Source organism: Methylobacterium sp. Leaf117, from assembly GCF_001422985.1.
Classification (GTDB): Bacteria; Pseudomonadota; Alphaproteobacteria; order Rhizobiales; family Beijerinckiaceae; genus Methylobacterium.
Genome location: NZ_LMNL01000006.1, coordinates 13,826 through 28,607, shown reverse-complemented (window position 1 = coordinate 28,607; position 14,782 = coordinate 13,826). Strand labels below are relative to the sequence as shown.

Here is a 14,782-nt window from a genome sequence, read left to right as displayed (position 1 = left end):
GGACCATGAACCGGTTTCGCGGCGCTCTCGTCCCCCTCGTCCTCCTCGTCCTGTGGGAAATCCTCAGCCGGGCCGGCGTGTTCTCCCCGATCGTCCTGCCGCCGCCGAGCGCGGTGGCGGTGAAGTGGTACCAGGGCCTCCTGCCCGGCCTGCCCTACGATCCGGCGACGGAGAGCTACGGGCAGTGGCTGGTCTCCGGCGAGATGCCGCACGACGCGGTGGCGAGCCTCGCGCGCGTCCTCATGGGCTTCTGCGTCGGCGCCGGGCTCGCGGTGCCGGTCGGGCTCATCCTCGGCACCAGCGACCGGCTCTATGGGCTGTTCAACCCGCTTCTCCAGATCCTGCGGCCGATTCCACCCATTGCCTACATCCCGCTGGCCATCGTGTGGTTCGGCCTCGGCAACCCGCCGGCCCTGTTCCTGATCGCGCTCGGGACCTTCTTCCCCGTGCTGGTCAACACCATCGCGGGCGTGCGGCAGGTGGATTCGATCTACATCCGCGCCGCCCGCAATCTCGGGGCGAAGCCCTGTACGATGTTCCGCCGGGTGATCCTGCCGGCGGCGAGCCCCTACGTGCTCGCAGGCATGCGTATCGGCATCGGCACCGCCTTCATCGTGGTCATCGTGGCCGAGATGATCGCGGTCTCGGACGGCCTCGGCTACCGCATCCTCGAGGCGCGCGAGTACATGTGGTCGGACAAGATCATCGGCGGCATGCTCACCATCGGCATCCTCGGCCTCATCATCGACGGGGCGATGTCGCGCCTCAACGACCACCTCCTGCGCTGGCATCGCGGCCTTGAACGCTGAACCGGGACGGCTGATCAGGTCGGCGCAGATCGAGATCGCCCACGCCAGCAAGGTGTTCGGGACGGGCGCCGGCGCCGTGCCGGCGCTGGACGACATCACCGCGACGGTGCCGGAGGGGCAGTTCCTCTGCCTGCTCGGGCCGTCCGGCTGCGGCAAGTCCACCCTGCTCAACGCGGTGGCGGGCTTCATGCCCCTCAGCGCCGGGCAGATCCGCATGGGCGGGCGCCCGGTGACGGAGCCGGGCCCGGACCGGGGCATGGTCTTCCAGGAATACGCCCTGTTTCCCTGGATGAACGTGGAGGACAACGTCCGCTTCGGCCTCGACATCCAGGGCGTGCCGCGTGCCGACGCCACGGTGACGGTGGACCGCATCGTCGCCACCCTCGGCCTGTCGGATTTCCGCAAGCGCTACCCGAAGGACCTGTCCGGCGGCATGCGCCAGCGCGTGGCCATCGCCCGCATCCTGGCGCTGGACCCGCCCGTGATGCTGATGGACGAGCCGTTCGGGGCGCTGGACGCCCTGACCCGCCGCACCCTGCAGGACGAGCTGCTACGGATCTGGGCCGAGTCCCGCAAGACGGTGATCTTCGTCACCCACTCGATCGAGGAGGCGATCTACCTCGCCGACCGCATCCTGGTGATGACCTACCGGCCGGGCCGCATCAAGCGCGACCTCACGGTCGAGATCCCACGCCCGCGCGACACCGCCTCGGGCGAGTTCAACGCCCTCAAGCGCGAACTCGCCGGCCTGGTGATGGCCGAGCAGCAGCGCTTCACCAGCGCGGAGCTGCACGGGGCCGCGGTGGACTGAACCGCAACGCCCGCCGGCGGGACCCGGAACCGGGCTCGCCCGGTCGTCGCCCCGGCCTGATCAGGGCTGGATCCTGACGTTTCGATCCGCGTGTGATCCGCACCTCATCCGCGCGCCCGATGGGCCCGGCGCCTCGGCGCACCGCGACCTTTCGAAGGTCTGTCGGCCGACGCTCGGCGTCCCGTCCTTTCTTATGATAATCGTATTTCACTTGGAGATCTGATCAGATAAAAACCGCGAGGTAATCCTCTGCCAAGTGATTAAAATGCAGTCTAGTTTTTCTCGATCCCTGATGTGGTCGCCCACCATCGCCTTGTCATGGTTCTGGGGGTTAGGGTTCTTCTACGCAATTCACGTGACGCTGACCAATGGATGGCTCGGATTCCTTGCGTTTGCACTGCCTAATGCGGGAGGTCTTTGCTTGTTCGGGTGGATGCTCGGAGCGCCTCAGAGAAATCCCGCCAAGATCCTGGCCGATGTCGGGTCGCGATACGCGCTCCTGTTCCAATTGTGCCAACTGTTTGCCTTCGCCATCACAGTGTTCGGTTTCGCGTATTACGCGTGGATTCCGCTGTTCGGCCCGCAGGCCGAACTCGGACTCTCCGTTCTGATCCTGGCCGCCTGCTCGATCGGACACGCGCTTCCGTTGCGGAGGCTCAAGACACTCCACGCGGCTTATCTGGTCATCGGGCTGATCGCCGCCGGCGTGGCGCTCCTGCGCTTCTGGCCGGCCTCGCAGGCCGCTAGCCTCCCGCTGTTCGCCCTCGACGATCGCTTCACCGGTCTCGTCGTCCCGACCCTCGTGGGTTTCCTGCTCGGACCGTGGATGGACGTGCAGCACTGGCAGCGGGCGGTGGAGATCCGGCGCGAAGGCGCGTCGATCCGGCTGGCCTATGGCGTCGGCGCGATCCTGTTCTTCGGGCTTCTGTCGATGAACGCCCTGCTGGCCGCGGCGGCGGGGTCCGCCGGCAGCATCGTGTCGGCCGATGGGATCACCGGATTGCAGCCGGCGGTCGCCCTCGCGATCGCTCGCGGCCACCTCGACGGAGTGGTCCTGCCCTTCGTGGTGTGGACCGTCATCGCGGCGGCCTCGACCTTCGACAGCTTCTACGGCGCGACGCGCTGGTTCATGACGGCGGTCACGGCGCGGAGTTCCTCCCCGCTGCTCGCTTTCATCCCGGCGGGCCTCATCGCCTCCCCGGTCTGGATCGTGTTCGCCGCGCTGGCGCTCGCCTTCGCGATGATCGCCGCCAACCTGTCGATGATGTACCTGATGCTCCCCTTCGCCACGCTCCTGGTCGGCGCTGCGGGCAGCCTCGTCGGCGAGACCCTCGGTGCCAGACGGCCCTACGATCCGGTGCTGAGCTACATGATCGGCCTGACCGCGGCGCTGATCTTCCTCGCCGGCTACGTGACGCCCGTCCCGGCCTTCCTGGCGGTCGCGCCGCTGATCGGCCTGATCGGCGCGCTGCCGGCGATCCTGGATCTCTTCGGCTGGACCGCGCCCCAGACCGTCGCCCCGGCGACCGACCCGAACGCCGTCCCGCAGGCGCCCGTCCCGACCGCCGCCCCCGTGGTGACGATGGCGCGCGAGGACGCGGTCATGTCGCACGGGTTCGACGGGCAATGGTTCGTGATGCGGATGATCCCAACCTACGACGACACCAATTCGGTCGGGAACGTCTATTTCGCCAATTACGTCCGCTGGGTCGGCAAGACGCGCGAGCTGTTCTTCAACATCTGCATGCCGCGGTTCGATCTGAAGACGACGAGCTTCTACGTCCTGACCAAGTCCTTCACCCACGATTTCCGGCGCGAGGCCGCGGAGTTCGAGCCCATCGTCGTCCGACTGCGGATCGCCAACCACAATCGCAAGTTCGTCACTCTCGCCCACGAGATCCACAGCGAGCGGCACGGCCTTCTCGGCCGGGGCGAGCAGTCGCTGATGTTCGTGGACACGCAGCTGTTCCGGCCCCTGGATATCCCCCGCTCGATCGTCGAGGGCTTCCTGCCCTACTGGCCGAAATCCTCGCCTCATACGGTCCAGCCGCAGCAGGCCGCGGAGAGTGCGGCGATCGGGGGACGCTGAGCCGGGATCAGGCCGCGTGAGGCTGCCTCGGGCGGATCACCCGCAGCGCCGCCAGTGCCGCGGCCTCCTTCATGGGCAGGGGCTTGCTGAACAGGTAGCCCTGGAGTTCGTGGCAGCCCTGCTGGGCCAGGCACAGGCGCTGCGCCTCGGTCTCCACGCCCTCGGCGGTGATCGTCATGTCGAGGCTCATCGCCAGGTCGACGATGGCCCGCACGATCGCGGCGCCGCTCTTCTCGTGCGGCAGGTCGCGCACGAAGCTCTGGTCGATCTTGATCTTGTCGAAGGCGATGCGGCGCAGGTAGCTCAGGCTCGAATAGCCCGTCCCGAAATCATCCAGCGAGAGCCGGACGTTCATCTCGCGCAGCTTGATCAAGGTGGTGTGGACGGCCGGCGTCGCCTCGAGGAACACCGATTCCGTCACCTCGAGTTCGAGGCAGCCGGCCGGAAGGCCGCTATCCCGCAGGGCCGAGCGCACGATCAGGGTCAGGTCGGAGTGGCGGAACTGGATCGGCGACAGGTTGACGGCGATGTGGAGGCCCCGCGGCCAGTTCGCGGCGATCCGGCAGGCCTCCCGGATGATCCATTCCCCGATCGGGATGATCATGCCGGTCTCCTCCGCCAGGGGGATGAACTCGGCCGGGGAGACGAAGCCGCGGATCTGGTGCTTCCAGCGCAGCAGCGCCTCGAAGCCGTGGATCCGGCCGTCCGCCGCACTGACGATGGGCTGGAAGTAGAGGACGAACTCGTCGCGATCGAGCGCGCCGCGCAGATCCGCCGTCAGGGCGCGCCGGGCCTCGATGCGCTCGTCCATCTCGGCTTCGTAGAAGCGGTAGCCGTTGCGGCCCTCGTTCTTCATCCGGTAGAGCGCCAGGTCGGCGCGGTGCATGATCTCGCGGCGCCCATCCTTCGGGGCGATCGCGATGCCGATGCTGATGCCCACACTGACGCAGATGCCCTCGATGTGGAACGGCAGGGCGATGGCCTCGACGATCCCGCTCGCCAGGGCCTCGAGGGCGTAGTCGTCGCGCAGGTGCGACCCCGTCGCCAGGATCGCGAACTCGTCTCCGGCCAGGCGCGCGAGGAGCACGTCGGGCGCGGCCCGGCGCAGCCGCTCGGCCATGGCGCGCAGCAGCGCGTCTCCGGTGGCGTGGCCGAAGGTATCGTTCACGCTCTTGAACTCGTCGAGATCGAGGGCCAGCACGGCGAACCGGTCGGCCTCCCCGAGGTCCGCGAGAAGGCTGTCGAGCTGCTGCTGGAACAGGACGCGGTTGGGGAGGTCGGTGAGGGAATCGTGCAGAGCCAGGTACGACAGCCGCTCCTCGGAGCGCCGCTTCTCGGTGACGTCTGAGCCGACGCCGCGGAAGCCCGCGAACTCGCCCTTCCGGCTGAAGGTCGGCTTGCCGCTCAAGGACCAGGTGCGCGCCTCGCCGGCGATGTCGATGGGGAGCAGGATGTTCCGGAACGCGCGGCGCTCCTCGATATGCTTCCACAGGCTCGCGCTCGGATGCCCGAACGGCGCGGCAAGCGAGGGCAGGAGCAGCCGTTCGAGCGGAAGGCCCTGGAGCTGGCGCTCGGAGGAGCCCGCGACCTCGATCAGGCGCGGGGACACGTATTGCAGGCGCAGGTCGGAATTGGTCTCCCAGAGCCAGTCGCTGGCGCTTTCCTCGAACTCGTTGAGCAGCAGGTGGGTGAATTCCTGCTGCCGTTCGAGATCGGCCTGCGCGATCACCCGCATCGTCACGAGACGGCTCAGGTGGATGATCGTCAGGCAGACGAACGCGGCATAGAAGGTGAGGAGAAGGCCGACATAGATGTAGAACTGCTCGCCCGTCATCACGAGGGCGACGAACGAACCGACGATGATCGGGCCGGAATACGCGATGGCGGCGCGGGGCAGGACCGCCGCGCTCATGCCGGTGGCGATGAGGCCGGCGCAGCTCGCCGCGATCAGCAGGCGGCCATCCGCGTCGGCCTTGCCGAACAGCATGACGGGGATCGAAGCCAGGAGGCACCCGTAGAGAAACGCCGCGAGCGTCACCCGGCGGACGAAGCGCAGATTCACCTCGGTCGGCTTGGCGCGCGAGCGCCAGCGCCAGCACTGCTCCAGCGCGCCGACGGCCAGCGGGAGGATGAAGGCTTCGAGCAGGGCCAGATAGGTCCGCTCAGGCGAGTTCCAGTAAAGGTACACGATGACCTGCACGACGCTGAGGCTGACCAGCACCGTGAAGGGCACGAGGCGCAGGGCCACATCGATCTGCTCGAGACGAACGCGATCGCGCAGACTGGAATCCAGGGGTCCGCCCCGCCGATCCGTGTCGACCAGGAATGAAATCAACATCTCGAACGACACCGACGTCCCTTGCTGAGCGTCTGTAGACCTGGAACTAAAGGTGGAAACTCTTAATATGCCCTGTAGCCGGGATTCTTCGACGATGGGCGAAACAGAAGGTTAACATAAAAATAATATCCTTCGGTGAACCATGCTATGATCCTCAAGTGTATTTTGAATATCGGAAATCGACGCAAATGGCGTGATCTTCCCGCATGATCGTTGGCTCCGGGTGGGCCGGACCATCCGGCCGTCGGGATACGGATCGCCCGACCCGTCATGTCTCCGATCCTCCTCGGGCGCCCCTCCGTGGTCCCGCGCTCCGGAACGGGTCTAAACGCGCCCCGACGATCCCCGCACGACGAGGCGGCCGCTCAGGGTGACCTTGCGCACCGCTTCCGCCGGCGCCTTCAGCCGGTCGAACAGCAGCGCCATCGCCTGGGCGCCGATCTGCGCGACGGGCTGCTCGATCACCGTGAGTCCGGGCTCCACGAGGTCGGTCCAAGGGTCGTTGTCGAAGCCGGCGAGGCCGAGCCGGTCCGGCACCGCCAGGGCGAGCGCGCGCGCGGCCCGCACTGCTCCCATCAGCATCAGGCCGTTCGACAGGATCAGCGCATCGGGGCGGTCCGGCTCGGTCAGCCAGCGGGTCAGCGTGGCTTCGGCCGCCTCCGCCGTGGGCGGCGCGACGCGCGCCAGGGGCTCGGCGCCGAGGCGCCGGATCGCCGCCTCGTAGCCGGCCTGCCGCTCCTGCGCCGTGGAGCTCGTCGAGCCGAACAGGCCGCCGATCCGGCGATAGCCCCGGGCTCGAAGATGATCGACCAGGGTGCCGGTCGCGGCCGCGTTGTCGAGCACCACGCTGTCATAGGTGCCCGCGGGGCCGGTCCGGTCGATGAACACCACCGGCACGTCCAGGCTGTCGGCCTTGAGCGACTCGGCGGTGACGCGGGTGGGCGCGAAGATCACGCCGGTGACCCGCTCCTCCTCCATCAAGCGGAGGTACAGACGCTCGCGCTCGGGGTCCTCGTCGGTGTTGCACAGGATCACCCGCATGCCGGCGGCGTAGGCGGCATCCTCGACCGCGCGGCTCACGGCCGTGAAGAAGGGATTGCGGATGTCGGCGACGATCAACCCGATGGTCTGCGTTGATTGTGAGCGCAGGCGCCGGGCCGAGAGGTTCGGGCGGTATCCGGTGGCTCGAACCGCGGCTTCGACTTGCTGGCGCAGGACGTCGCTGACCGGTCCCCGCCCCAGAGCCCGGGAGACCGTCGCCGTCGAGACACCGGCCGCGCGCGCCACGTCACGAATACTGGCACTCATCGGGAAGAGAACGTTTTCAGCGTCATAGCGCCGTTCTGGCACCGGGACCGGTGATCGACAAGGGTCCGATTTGCATTATTGCGCCGAATTCCGTTGACACGATTTGTGAAAACGTTTTCATACAGCCAACAACTGCACCGGCAACGATGTTCACGGGAGGAGCACGCCATGCTCGCGCCGACGCCGACCCTTTCTCCGCGCCTGCTGATTCAGCTGGGTGCCGCGCCGGCCACCAAGGAAGCGGCGATCCGGGCTGCGGCCCAGCTCCTCATCGCATCCGGCTGCATCGAGGCGCCCTACGAAGCCAGCATGCTGCGGCGCGAGGGCGTGGCGAACACCTATCTGGGCCACGGCGTGGTCATCCCGCACGGCATGGTCGACGACCGTCACCACGTCCGCGACAGCGGGCTGGCGGTCCTGCAGGTTCCGGGCGGCATCGCGTGGCACGACGGCCAGGTCGCCCACCTCGTGGTCGCCATCGCGGCCCAGTCGGACACCCACATCACCATCCTGCGTCGCCTGACCCGGCTGATCCAGGACGAGGCGCGCCTCGCCGCCCTGCGCACCACCACCCGCAAGGAGGAGATCGTCGCGGCCCTCACCGAAGATGCGCCTGCGCCCGGTGCGGCCGGCCCGGCGGGCGACCTCAGGCAGCGCTTCGACTGGACCGTCGATTATCCCACCGGGCTCCATGCCCGCCCGGCCGCCCATTGGGTCGAGACGGCCCGCGCCTGCTCCGCCCGGATCCAGGTGCGCCACGGCGCCGAAGTCGCCGACGCCAAGAACCTGATCGCCCTGCTCCAGCTCGGCCTGCGCTGCGGCGACGCGGTGACGATCTCGTCGGAGGGGGACGACGAGGCCGGTGCCCTCGCCCGGATCTGCGCGGCGGTGACGGGCCTGAGCGCCGGGGAAAAGGCCGCCGCGCGGGCCGCTGCGGAAGCCGCCGCTCGTGCGGCCGGCCCGGTGGCCGGCTGGAATCCCGCCGACGCGCCGCGCGTGCTGGCGGGCATCGGCGCGAGCCCCGGTCTCACCATCGCGCCTATCCATGTGCTGAGCCAGGCGGAGGTCACCGTCCCGGACGTGCCCGAGCCCCTGACCTCCGGCGGCGACCGCCTGCACGCGGCCCTCGCCGCCACCGAGGGTCAGCTCCGGGCCCTGGCCGACGACACCGAGCGCCGCCTCGGCAAGGCGGATGCCGGCATTTTCCGGGCGCAAGGCGAGCTCATCGCCGACACGGACCTGATCACCCTGGCCTGCCAGCTGATGGTGGAGGGCCACGGGGTCGCATTCGCCTGGAACCAGGCGGTGGAGCGGATGGCCGGCCGGCTCTCGGCCCTGGGCAATCCCGTGCTCGCCGCCCGCGCGGCGGACCTGCGCGACGTCGGCCGGCGGGTGCTGGCGCAGATCGATCCGTCGCTCAGGAGCCGCCACGACCTGCCGGACGCGCCCTGCATCCTCATCGCCCCCGATCTCGCCCCGTCCGACACCGCCGGGCTCGACCCGTCCCGGGTCATCGGCCTCGCCACCGCCCAGGGCGGCCCGACCTCGCACACCGCGATCCTGGCCCGCACCCTGGGGATTCCCGCCATGGTGGCGGGCGGCCCCACCCTGCTCGCCCTGAAGAACCACACGCCCGCGATCCTCGACGGCGGCACCGGCCGGCTCTACCTCGACCCGAGCGCGGCCGACCTCGCCTCGGCCCGGGCCTGGGGTGCGCGCCAGCGCGCCAGGGCCGAGGCGGAGGCCCGCGAGCGGTCCCTGCCCGCGCGCACCCGCGACGGGCACACGGTCGCCATCGGGGCCAACGTCAACAATCCCGAACAGGTGCCCCTCGCCCTCGACCAGGGCGCGGAGGGCGTGGGCCTGATGCGCACCGAGTTCCTGTTTTTGGAGCGCGGCGACACGCCGACCGAGGACGACCAGTACGCCACCTATCGGGCGATGCTGGACGCCCTCGCCGGCCGGCCGCTGATCGTGCGCACCCTCGACATCGGCGGCGACAAGCAGGTGGCTCACCTGCACCTGCCGCGGGAGGAGAACCCGTTTCTCGGCGTGCGCGGCGCCCGGCTGCTCCTGCGCCGGCCCGACCTGATGGAGCCGCAGCTGCGCGCCCTGTACCGGGCGGCACGAGACGGCATTCCGGCCGGTGCGCCCACCGGCAGGGAGGCCCCGCTCTCCATCATGTTCCCGATGATCACCTCGGTGCCGGAGGTGCTCGCGCTCCGCGCCCACTGCGCGCGCATCCGGGCCGAACTCGAGGCGCCGGCCTTGCCGCTCGGGATCATGATCGAGGTGCCGGCCGCCGCGATCCAGGCCGACGCCCTGGCCCGGCACTGCGACTTCTTCTCGATCGGCACCAACGACCTGACGCAGTACGCCCTGGCCATCGACCGCCAGAACACCGAGCTCGCGCCGGAGGCCGATTCCCTGCATCCTGCGGTGCTGCGCCTGATCCACATGACCTGCGCGGGCGCGGCCCGGCACGGGCGGTGGGTCGGCGTCTGCGGGGGCATCGCCGGCGATCCGTTCGGCGCCGGCCTGCTCGCCGGCCTCGGCGTCCACGAGCTGTCGATGACCCCGCGCGACGTGGCCGCCGTGAAGGCCCGGCTGCGGGTGAGCGAGATCGGCGCCCTGCGGGCGCTGGCCGCCCGGGCCTGCGCCCAGGAGGACGCGGCCGCGGTCCGAGCCCTGGCTGCGCCCGACGAGGGAGAGCCCGCATGAGCCGCGTCGTCACCCTCACCCTGAACCCGGCCCTCGACAGGTCCGTGACCCTCGACGCCCTGCGGCCCGGGCACGTCCATCGGGCGCGCGGCACGCGCTCGGATGCGGGCGGAAAGGGCGTCAACGTCGCCGCCTGCCTCGCCGATTGGGGCGTGCCGGTGGCCGCCGCCGGCATCCTCGGCCAGGACAACGCCGCGCCGTTCCAGGCCCTGCTGGCGGCCAAGGGCATCGAGGATCGCTTCGTGCGCATCCCGGGCGAGACCCGGACCAACCTGAAGCTGTTCGACGCGGAGACCGGCGACACCACGGACCTCAACCTGCCGGGGCTCGCCGTCGATTCCGCCACCCTCGACCTCGTCCGGGCGCTGCTGCGCCGGGATGTGACATCCGATGCCCTGGTGGTGCTGGCCGGCAGCCTGCCGGGCGGCGTCGTGCCCGGGATCTACGCGGAGATCGCCGCCGAGCTGCGGCCGCGCGGCGCCCGCCTGGTCCTCGACGCGTCCGGCTCCGCCCTGGCGGCGGCCCTGGCGGCCCCGGCCGAAGCCCTGCCTTTCGCGGTCAAGCCCAACCGGCACGAACTCGAGGATTGGGTCGGGCGGCCGCTACCGACCCTGGCCGATGTGGTCGGGGCGGCCCGCGATCTGGTGGCGCGCGGCATCCCCCTGGTGGTGGTCTCGTTGGGGGCCGAGGGCGCGCTGTTCGCGGCGGCCGACAGCATGGTCCACGCCCATCCCCCGCCGACCCGGGTGACCAGCACGGTGGGGGCGGGCGACGCCCTCGTGGCCGGCCTCGTCGCCGGCCTCCATGCGGGCCTCGACCGGGTCGCGACCGCGCGCCTCGCCATGGCCTTCGCGGCCGGCAAGCTCGGCCTGGCCGGCGCCAACCTGCCCGCCCGCGAGACCGTCCTGGCGATCGCCAGGACGGTGCGGGTCGAATCGCTCGACGTCCCGGTCTGAAACCTCGGACTCCGGATCATGACACCGACGCATCCGCACAGCGGCGCGCGACGCAACGGGAGGAAGCCATGACGCAGGTGCTCGCAGTGGTGGGAGGTGGGGATCTCGGCCTGCACGCGGTGCTGGCCGGAGAGGCCCTGCGCAAGGCGGCCGGCCGGCGCAACCAGCCCCTCGACCTCGAGTTGCGCGGCAAGGGCGTCTCCGGCAACGCCCTGAGCGCCGACGCGATCGCGGGCGCCGACGCCGTCCTGCTGGTGGGCGACGGCGACCTCGACGAAGGCCGCTTCGGCGCCATGCGCCGCGCCCGGATTCGCATCGAGGACGTGCTCACCGACGCCCATGCGGTGCTCGACCGCTTCCTCGCCGGGTCGGGCGAGGCGGGTCCGCCGAAGGACGTGGCGCCGAAGGACGTGGCGCCGAAGGGGCGCCGGCGGATCGTCGCCATCACCTCCTGCCCCACCGGCATCGCCCATACCTTCATGGCCGCAGAGGGCATCCAGGCGGCGGCTCAGGCGCTCGGCCACGACGTTCGGGTCGAGACGCAAGGGTCGGTCGGCGCTCGCGACGCCCTCACGGCTGCCGAGATCGCCGCGGCCGATATCGTTCTGATCGCCGCCGATACCGGTGTCGACCGGAGTCGGTTCGCCGGCAAGAGGCTCTACGTCACCAACACCAAGGCGGCGATCCGCGACGGCAAGGGACTGCTCGCGACGGCGCTCGCCGAGGCGCAGCGCCAGCCCGATGCCGGAACCGCTGCCGGAATCGCTACCGAGGCCGGCGGGTCGGCCCGGCCGGAACCGGAGGAGAAGAAGGCCGGGGCCTACAAGCACCTGATGACCGGTGTCTCGTTCATGCTGCCCTTCGTGGTGGCGGGCGGCCTGCTGATCGCCCTGGCCTTCGCCTTCGGCGGCATCGACGCGATGAAACCCGACCACGCCGGCAGCCTCGGCTTCGCCCTGGGCGATATCGGCGCCAAGGCGGCCTTCGCGCTGATCGTGCCGGTGCTGGCCGGCTACATCGCGTTCTCCATCGCGGACCGGCCCGGCATCGCGCCGGGCATGATCGGCGGCATGCTCGCCGCCAACCTGCAGGCCGGCTTCCTCGGCGGCATCGCGGCGGGCTTCATCGCCGGGACCACCACCGCCTTCCTCAACCGGCACATCCGCCTGCACAGGAACCTGGAGGGCCTGAAGCCCGTCCTGATCCTGCCGCTGCTGGCCACCACCGTCACCGGCCTGCTGATGATCTACGTCGTCGGCGTACCGGTGGCGGCGATCCTGGCGGCCCTCACCGACTGGCTGAGAAGCATGCAGGGGGCGAGCGCCCTGGTGCTCGGCCTGGTGCTCGGCGGGATGATGGCGGTGGATATGGGCGGCCCGGTCAACAAGGCCGCCTATGCCTCGGCCGCCGCCCTGATCGCATCGGGCATCACCGCGCCCATGGCCGCCGTGATGATCGGCGGCATGACGCCCCCGCTCGGAATCGCGCTCGCCACCCGGCTGTTCCCCGGCCGCTTCACCAAGGCCGAGCGCGAAGCCGGCGGCGCGGCGGCTGTGCTCGGAGCGGCCTTCATCACCGAGGGCGCGATCCCATTCGCCGCGGCGGACCCCCTTCGGGTGATTCCCTCCATGGTGGTGGGATCGGCGCTCGCCGGTGCCATCGCGATGAGCCTCGGGGTCGAGCTGAAGGTGCCGCATGGCGGCCTCTTCGTCCTGCCGATTCCCAACGCGGTGACCAACGTCCCGGGTGCGCTGATCGCCCTGGTGGTCGGAACCCTTGTCACCGGTCTGCTCGTCGGCCTGCTCAAGAAGCGCGCCGCCTGAGGCCGCCGGCGGCCCCGCACGGGGACCGGCGGCCAGCACCCTACCCGGCATCAAGACCGGCCACGCAAACACCACGCGATCGAAGGGGACACCGGATGAGCAAGGGATTGAGGGCTGCTGTCGTAAGCCTGGGCTTGATGACGCTGGGATCGGAGGCGCGGGCGCAGGCGGTGGAAGCGGTCGGGATCGGCGTGGCGGAGACGGTCCGGCGGCAGGTCCTGCGCCGCCCGCGGCGCCTGCCGCCCCGTCCGGGCGGCCAGGGCATCGCGGGGGCCCAGAGCGCGGCCGGTGCGGCGGACGCCCTGGGCCAGAGTGCGACGCCCCCCACCCTGCCCACGGGCGTGTTCGACCTCGGCCACGGCCTGACGCTCAGCGCCAACTACACCGGTCAGGCCGCCGCCAACCCGATCGGCGGCATCCGCCAGGGCGGCGCCTATGCCGGGCAGCTGTTCTTCGGCATCGACGCCGACCTGAACCGCCTCGCCGGCATCCGTGGCGGCGCCTTCCACATCGCCGTCACCAACCGCCACGGCGACAATCTCGCCGGCGACTTCATCGGCAACAACACCTCCGTGCAGGAGATCTACGGTGGCGGCCAGACCACCCGGCTCACCCTGCTCAGCTACGAGCAGAAGCTCTTCGACGATCGGCTCGTGATCGAGTTCGGCCGCCTGGTGGCCAACATCGCCTTCCTGAACTCACCAATCTACTGCAACTTCCAGTCGAATTCCGCCTGCGGTAACCCGACCTTCGTGTTCAAGACCTCGAACTTCACCTTCTGGCCGGTCTCCAGCTGGGGCGCCCACGCCAAGGCTTGGCTCACCGACCGGGTCTTCGTCCATGCCGGCGTCTACGAGGTCAATCCCCGCCATCAGCAGCCCGGCGACAATGGCCTCGACCTCTCGACCCGCGGCGCCACCGGGGCGATCCTGCCGGTCGAGCTCGGCTATTCCACCACCTTCGCCAACGACCCCCTGCCGCGCAACTACGGCATCGGCGGCTGGTACGACGCCTCCGACTATGCCGACCCGGTGCGCGACATCACCGGCCAGCGCGCGGTCCTGACGGGTCTCGCCCCGGCCAGCCGCTTCGGGCGCTCGGGCGTCTATGCCCGCTTCGACCAGATGGTCTGGCGTCCCGATCCCAGCGCCATCCAGGGCCTGACCCTGTTCGGCGTCGCCATGGCGGGCACCTCCGGGCGCCTCGTCGAGGATTACTTCCTGGAGATCGGCGCTCTCCAGACCGGCACCTTCGCGGGCCGCCCCTTCGACACCCTGGGCTTCGTCATCAACACTCAGCGCTTCTCGCCCCTGGCCCTCTCGAACATCACGGCCGCGCAGAACGCCCTCGGCCTCGACCGGTCGATTCCCCGACAGCAGATCATGATGGAGCTCAACTACGGCATCCAGGTCACCCCGGCGATCCGCCTGACCCCGAACCTTCAGTACATCATCAACCCGGACCAGACCCGCTTCCCGGCCTACACCCGGAACATCCCCGACGCCCTCGTGGTCGGCGCCAAGCTGTCGGTCGATCTCTTCACCCTCGCGGGGCTGGCGCCGGGATCGGTGTCGAACTGAGGGCGCCTGCCTCCGGCCTCGCCGCGAGGACCGATCGGCTGCCGGTTTCACCCACACCCGGTCCGGGTGCGATAACGAGACCGGCGATGTCCGAGGCCGCGTGGCAGCTTCGAACGCGCGTTGTGGCCGCGCATCGCCGCGACAGGCTCACTCCGCAGACCCTTCCCACGCTCAGGCTCGACGTTTCGGTTCGAACGAAAAAGCGTTGTTATCGTCGGCGAGCACCTGCCGTCACCGCTGGAACGAGGTCGTGTGGTCTGGTCTGGGCTCGCCTGCAATGATCAGCGCAGCGAGCGTGAGTCGGACAATCCTGCATCGTCCGCCACGACGCGATGGGCATCCTCGCC

The 14,782-nt window shown here is 69.9% G+C and carries 9 protein-coding genes; 7 read left to right on the top strand and 2 right to left on the bottom strand.

The annotated features are described in order from the left end of the window. Nucleotides 1-5: 5 nt before the first annotated feature. The 3 genes from ASF57_RS05815 to ASF57_RS05805 all read left to right on the top strand — a co-directional run bounded on the left by ASF57_RS05815 (nucleotide 6) and on the right by ASF57_RS05805 (nucleotide 3,709). The gene (locus ASF57_RS05815; RefSeq protein WP_056481027.1) at nucleotides 6-809 is read left to right on the top strand and encodes an ABC transporter permease; all 804 of its coding nucleotides are present in this window, start codon (nucleotides 6-8) and stop codon (nucleotides 807-809) included. Nucleotides 810-819: 10 nt separating this feature from the next. Further along, nucleotides 820-1,620 (top strand): ABC transporter ATP-binding protein, encoded by an 801-nt coding sequence (locus ASF57_RS05810; RefSeq protein WP_056481084.1) that lies wholly within the window; start codon nucleotides 820-822, stop codon nucleotides 1,618-1,620. A 421-nt stretch (nucleotides 1,621-2,041) separates the two neighbouring features. Then, nucleotides 2,042-3,709, top strand: coding sequence for a thioesterase family protein (locus ASF57_RS05805; protein ID WP_348528119.1), 1,668 nt, complete (start codon nucleotides 2,042-2,044; stop codon nucleotides 3,707-3,709). Between the two features lie 7 nt (nucleotides 3,710-3,716). On the opposite strand, the gene ASF57_RS05800 is transcribed toward ASF57_RS05805, so the two are convergent. Further along, a complete protein-coding gene (locus tag ASF57_RS05800) occupies nucleotides 3,717-6,047 on the bottom strand; it encodes an EAL domain-containing protein (protein ID WP_056481082.1) in 2,331 nt (776 codons plus the stop codon). Between the two features lie 324 nt (nucleotides 6,048-6,371). Beyond that, the gene (locus tag ASF57_RS05795) at nucleotides 6,372-7,355 is read right to left on the bottom strand and encodes a LacI family DNA-binding transcriptional regulator (protein ID WP_056481022.1); all 984 of its coding nucleotides are present in this window, start codon (nucleotides 7,353-7,355) and stop codon (nucleotides 6,372-6,374) included. Between the two features lie 168 nt (nucleotides 7,356-7,523). On the opposite strand from ASF57_RS05795, the gene ptsP reads away from it, so the two are divergent. The 4 genes from ptsP to ASF57_RS05775 all read left to right on the top strand — a co-directional run bounded on the left by ptsP (nucleotide 7,524) and on the right by ASF57_RS05775 (nucleotide 14,435). After that, on the top strand, nucleotides 7,524-10,076 hold the full coding sequence (gene ptsP, locus ASF57_RS05790) for a phosphoenolpyruvate--protein phosphotransferase (protein ID WP_056481020.1): 2,553 nt from the start codon (nucleotides 7,524-7,526) through the stop codon (nucleotides 10,074-10,076). After that, the gene (gene pfkB / locus ASF57_RS05785; protein ID WP_056481018.1) at nucleotides 10,073-11,032 is read left to right on the top strand and encodes a 1-phosphofructokinase; all 960 of its coding nucleotides are present in this window, start codon (nucleotides 10,073-10,075) and stop codon (nucleotides 11,030-11,032) included. Before ptsP ends, pfkB begins: the two co-directional genes overlap by 4 nt. 68 nt (nucleotides 11,033-11,100) lie before the next feature. Next, nucleotides 11,101-12,855 (top strand): PTS fructose transporter subunit EIIBC, encoded by a 1,755-nt coding sequence (locus ASF57_RS05780; RefSeq protein WP_056481016.1) that lies wholly within the window; start codon nucleotides 11,101-11,103, stop codon nucleotides 12,853-12,855. Between the two features lie 137 nt (nucleotides 12,856-12,992). After that, nucleotides 12,993-14,435, top strand: coding sequence for a carbohydrate porin (locus ASF57_RS05775; protein ID WP_244476839.1), 1,443 nt, complete (start codon nucleotides 12,993-12,995; stop codon nucleotides 14,433-14,435). The last annotated feature ends 347 nt before the right edge of the window (nucleotides 14,436-14,782 follow it).

Excerpts from the sequence above, each read along its gene's own strand:
- ASF57_RS05815 (WP_056481027.1), top strand. The coding sequence starts at position 6 with ATGAACCGGTTTCGCGGCGCTCTCGTCCCCCTCGTCCTCCTCGTCCTG.
- ASF57_RS05800 (WP_056481082.1), bottom strand. The coding sequence starts at position 6,047 with ATGTTGATTTCATTCCTGGTCGACACGGATCGGCGGGGCGGACCCCTG.
- ASF57_RS05795 (WP_056481022.1), bottom strand. The coding sequence starts at position 7,355 with ATGAGTGCCAGTATTCGTGACGTGGCGCGCGCGGCCGGTGTCTCGACG.
- ptsP (WP_056481020.1), top strand. The coding sequence starts at position 7,524 with ATGCTCGCGCCGACGCCGACCCTTTCTCCGCGCCTGCTGATTCAGCTG.
- pfkB (WP_056481018.1), top strand. The coding sequence starts at position 10,073 with ATGAGCCGCGTCGTCACCCTCACCCTGAACCCGGCCCTCGACAGGTCC.
- ASF57_RS05780 (WP_056481016.1), top strand. The coding sequence starts at position 11,101 with ATGACGCAGGTGCTCGCAGTGGTGGGAGGTGGGGATCTCGGCCTGCAC.
- ASF57_RS05775 (WP_244476839.1), top strand. The coding sequence starts at position 12,993 with ATGACGCTGGGATCGGAGGCGCGGGCGCAGGCGGTGGAAGCGGTCGGG.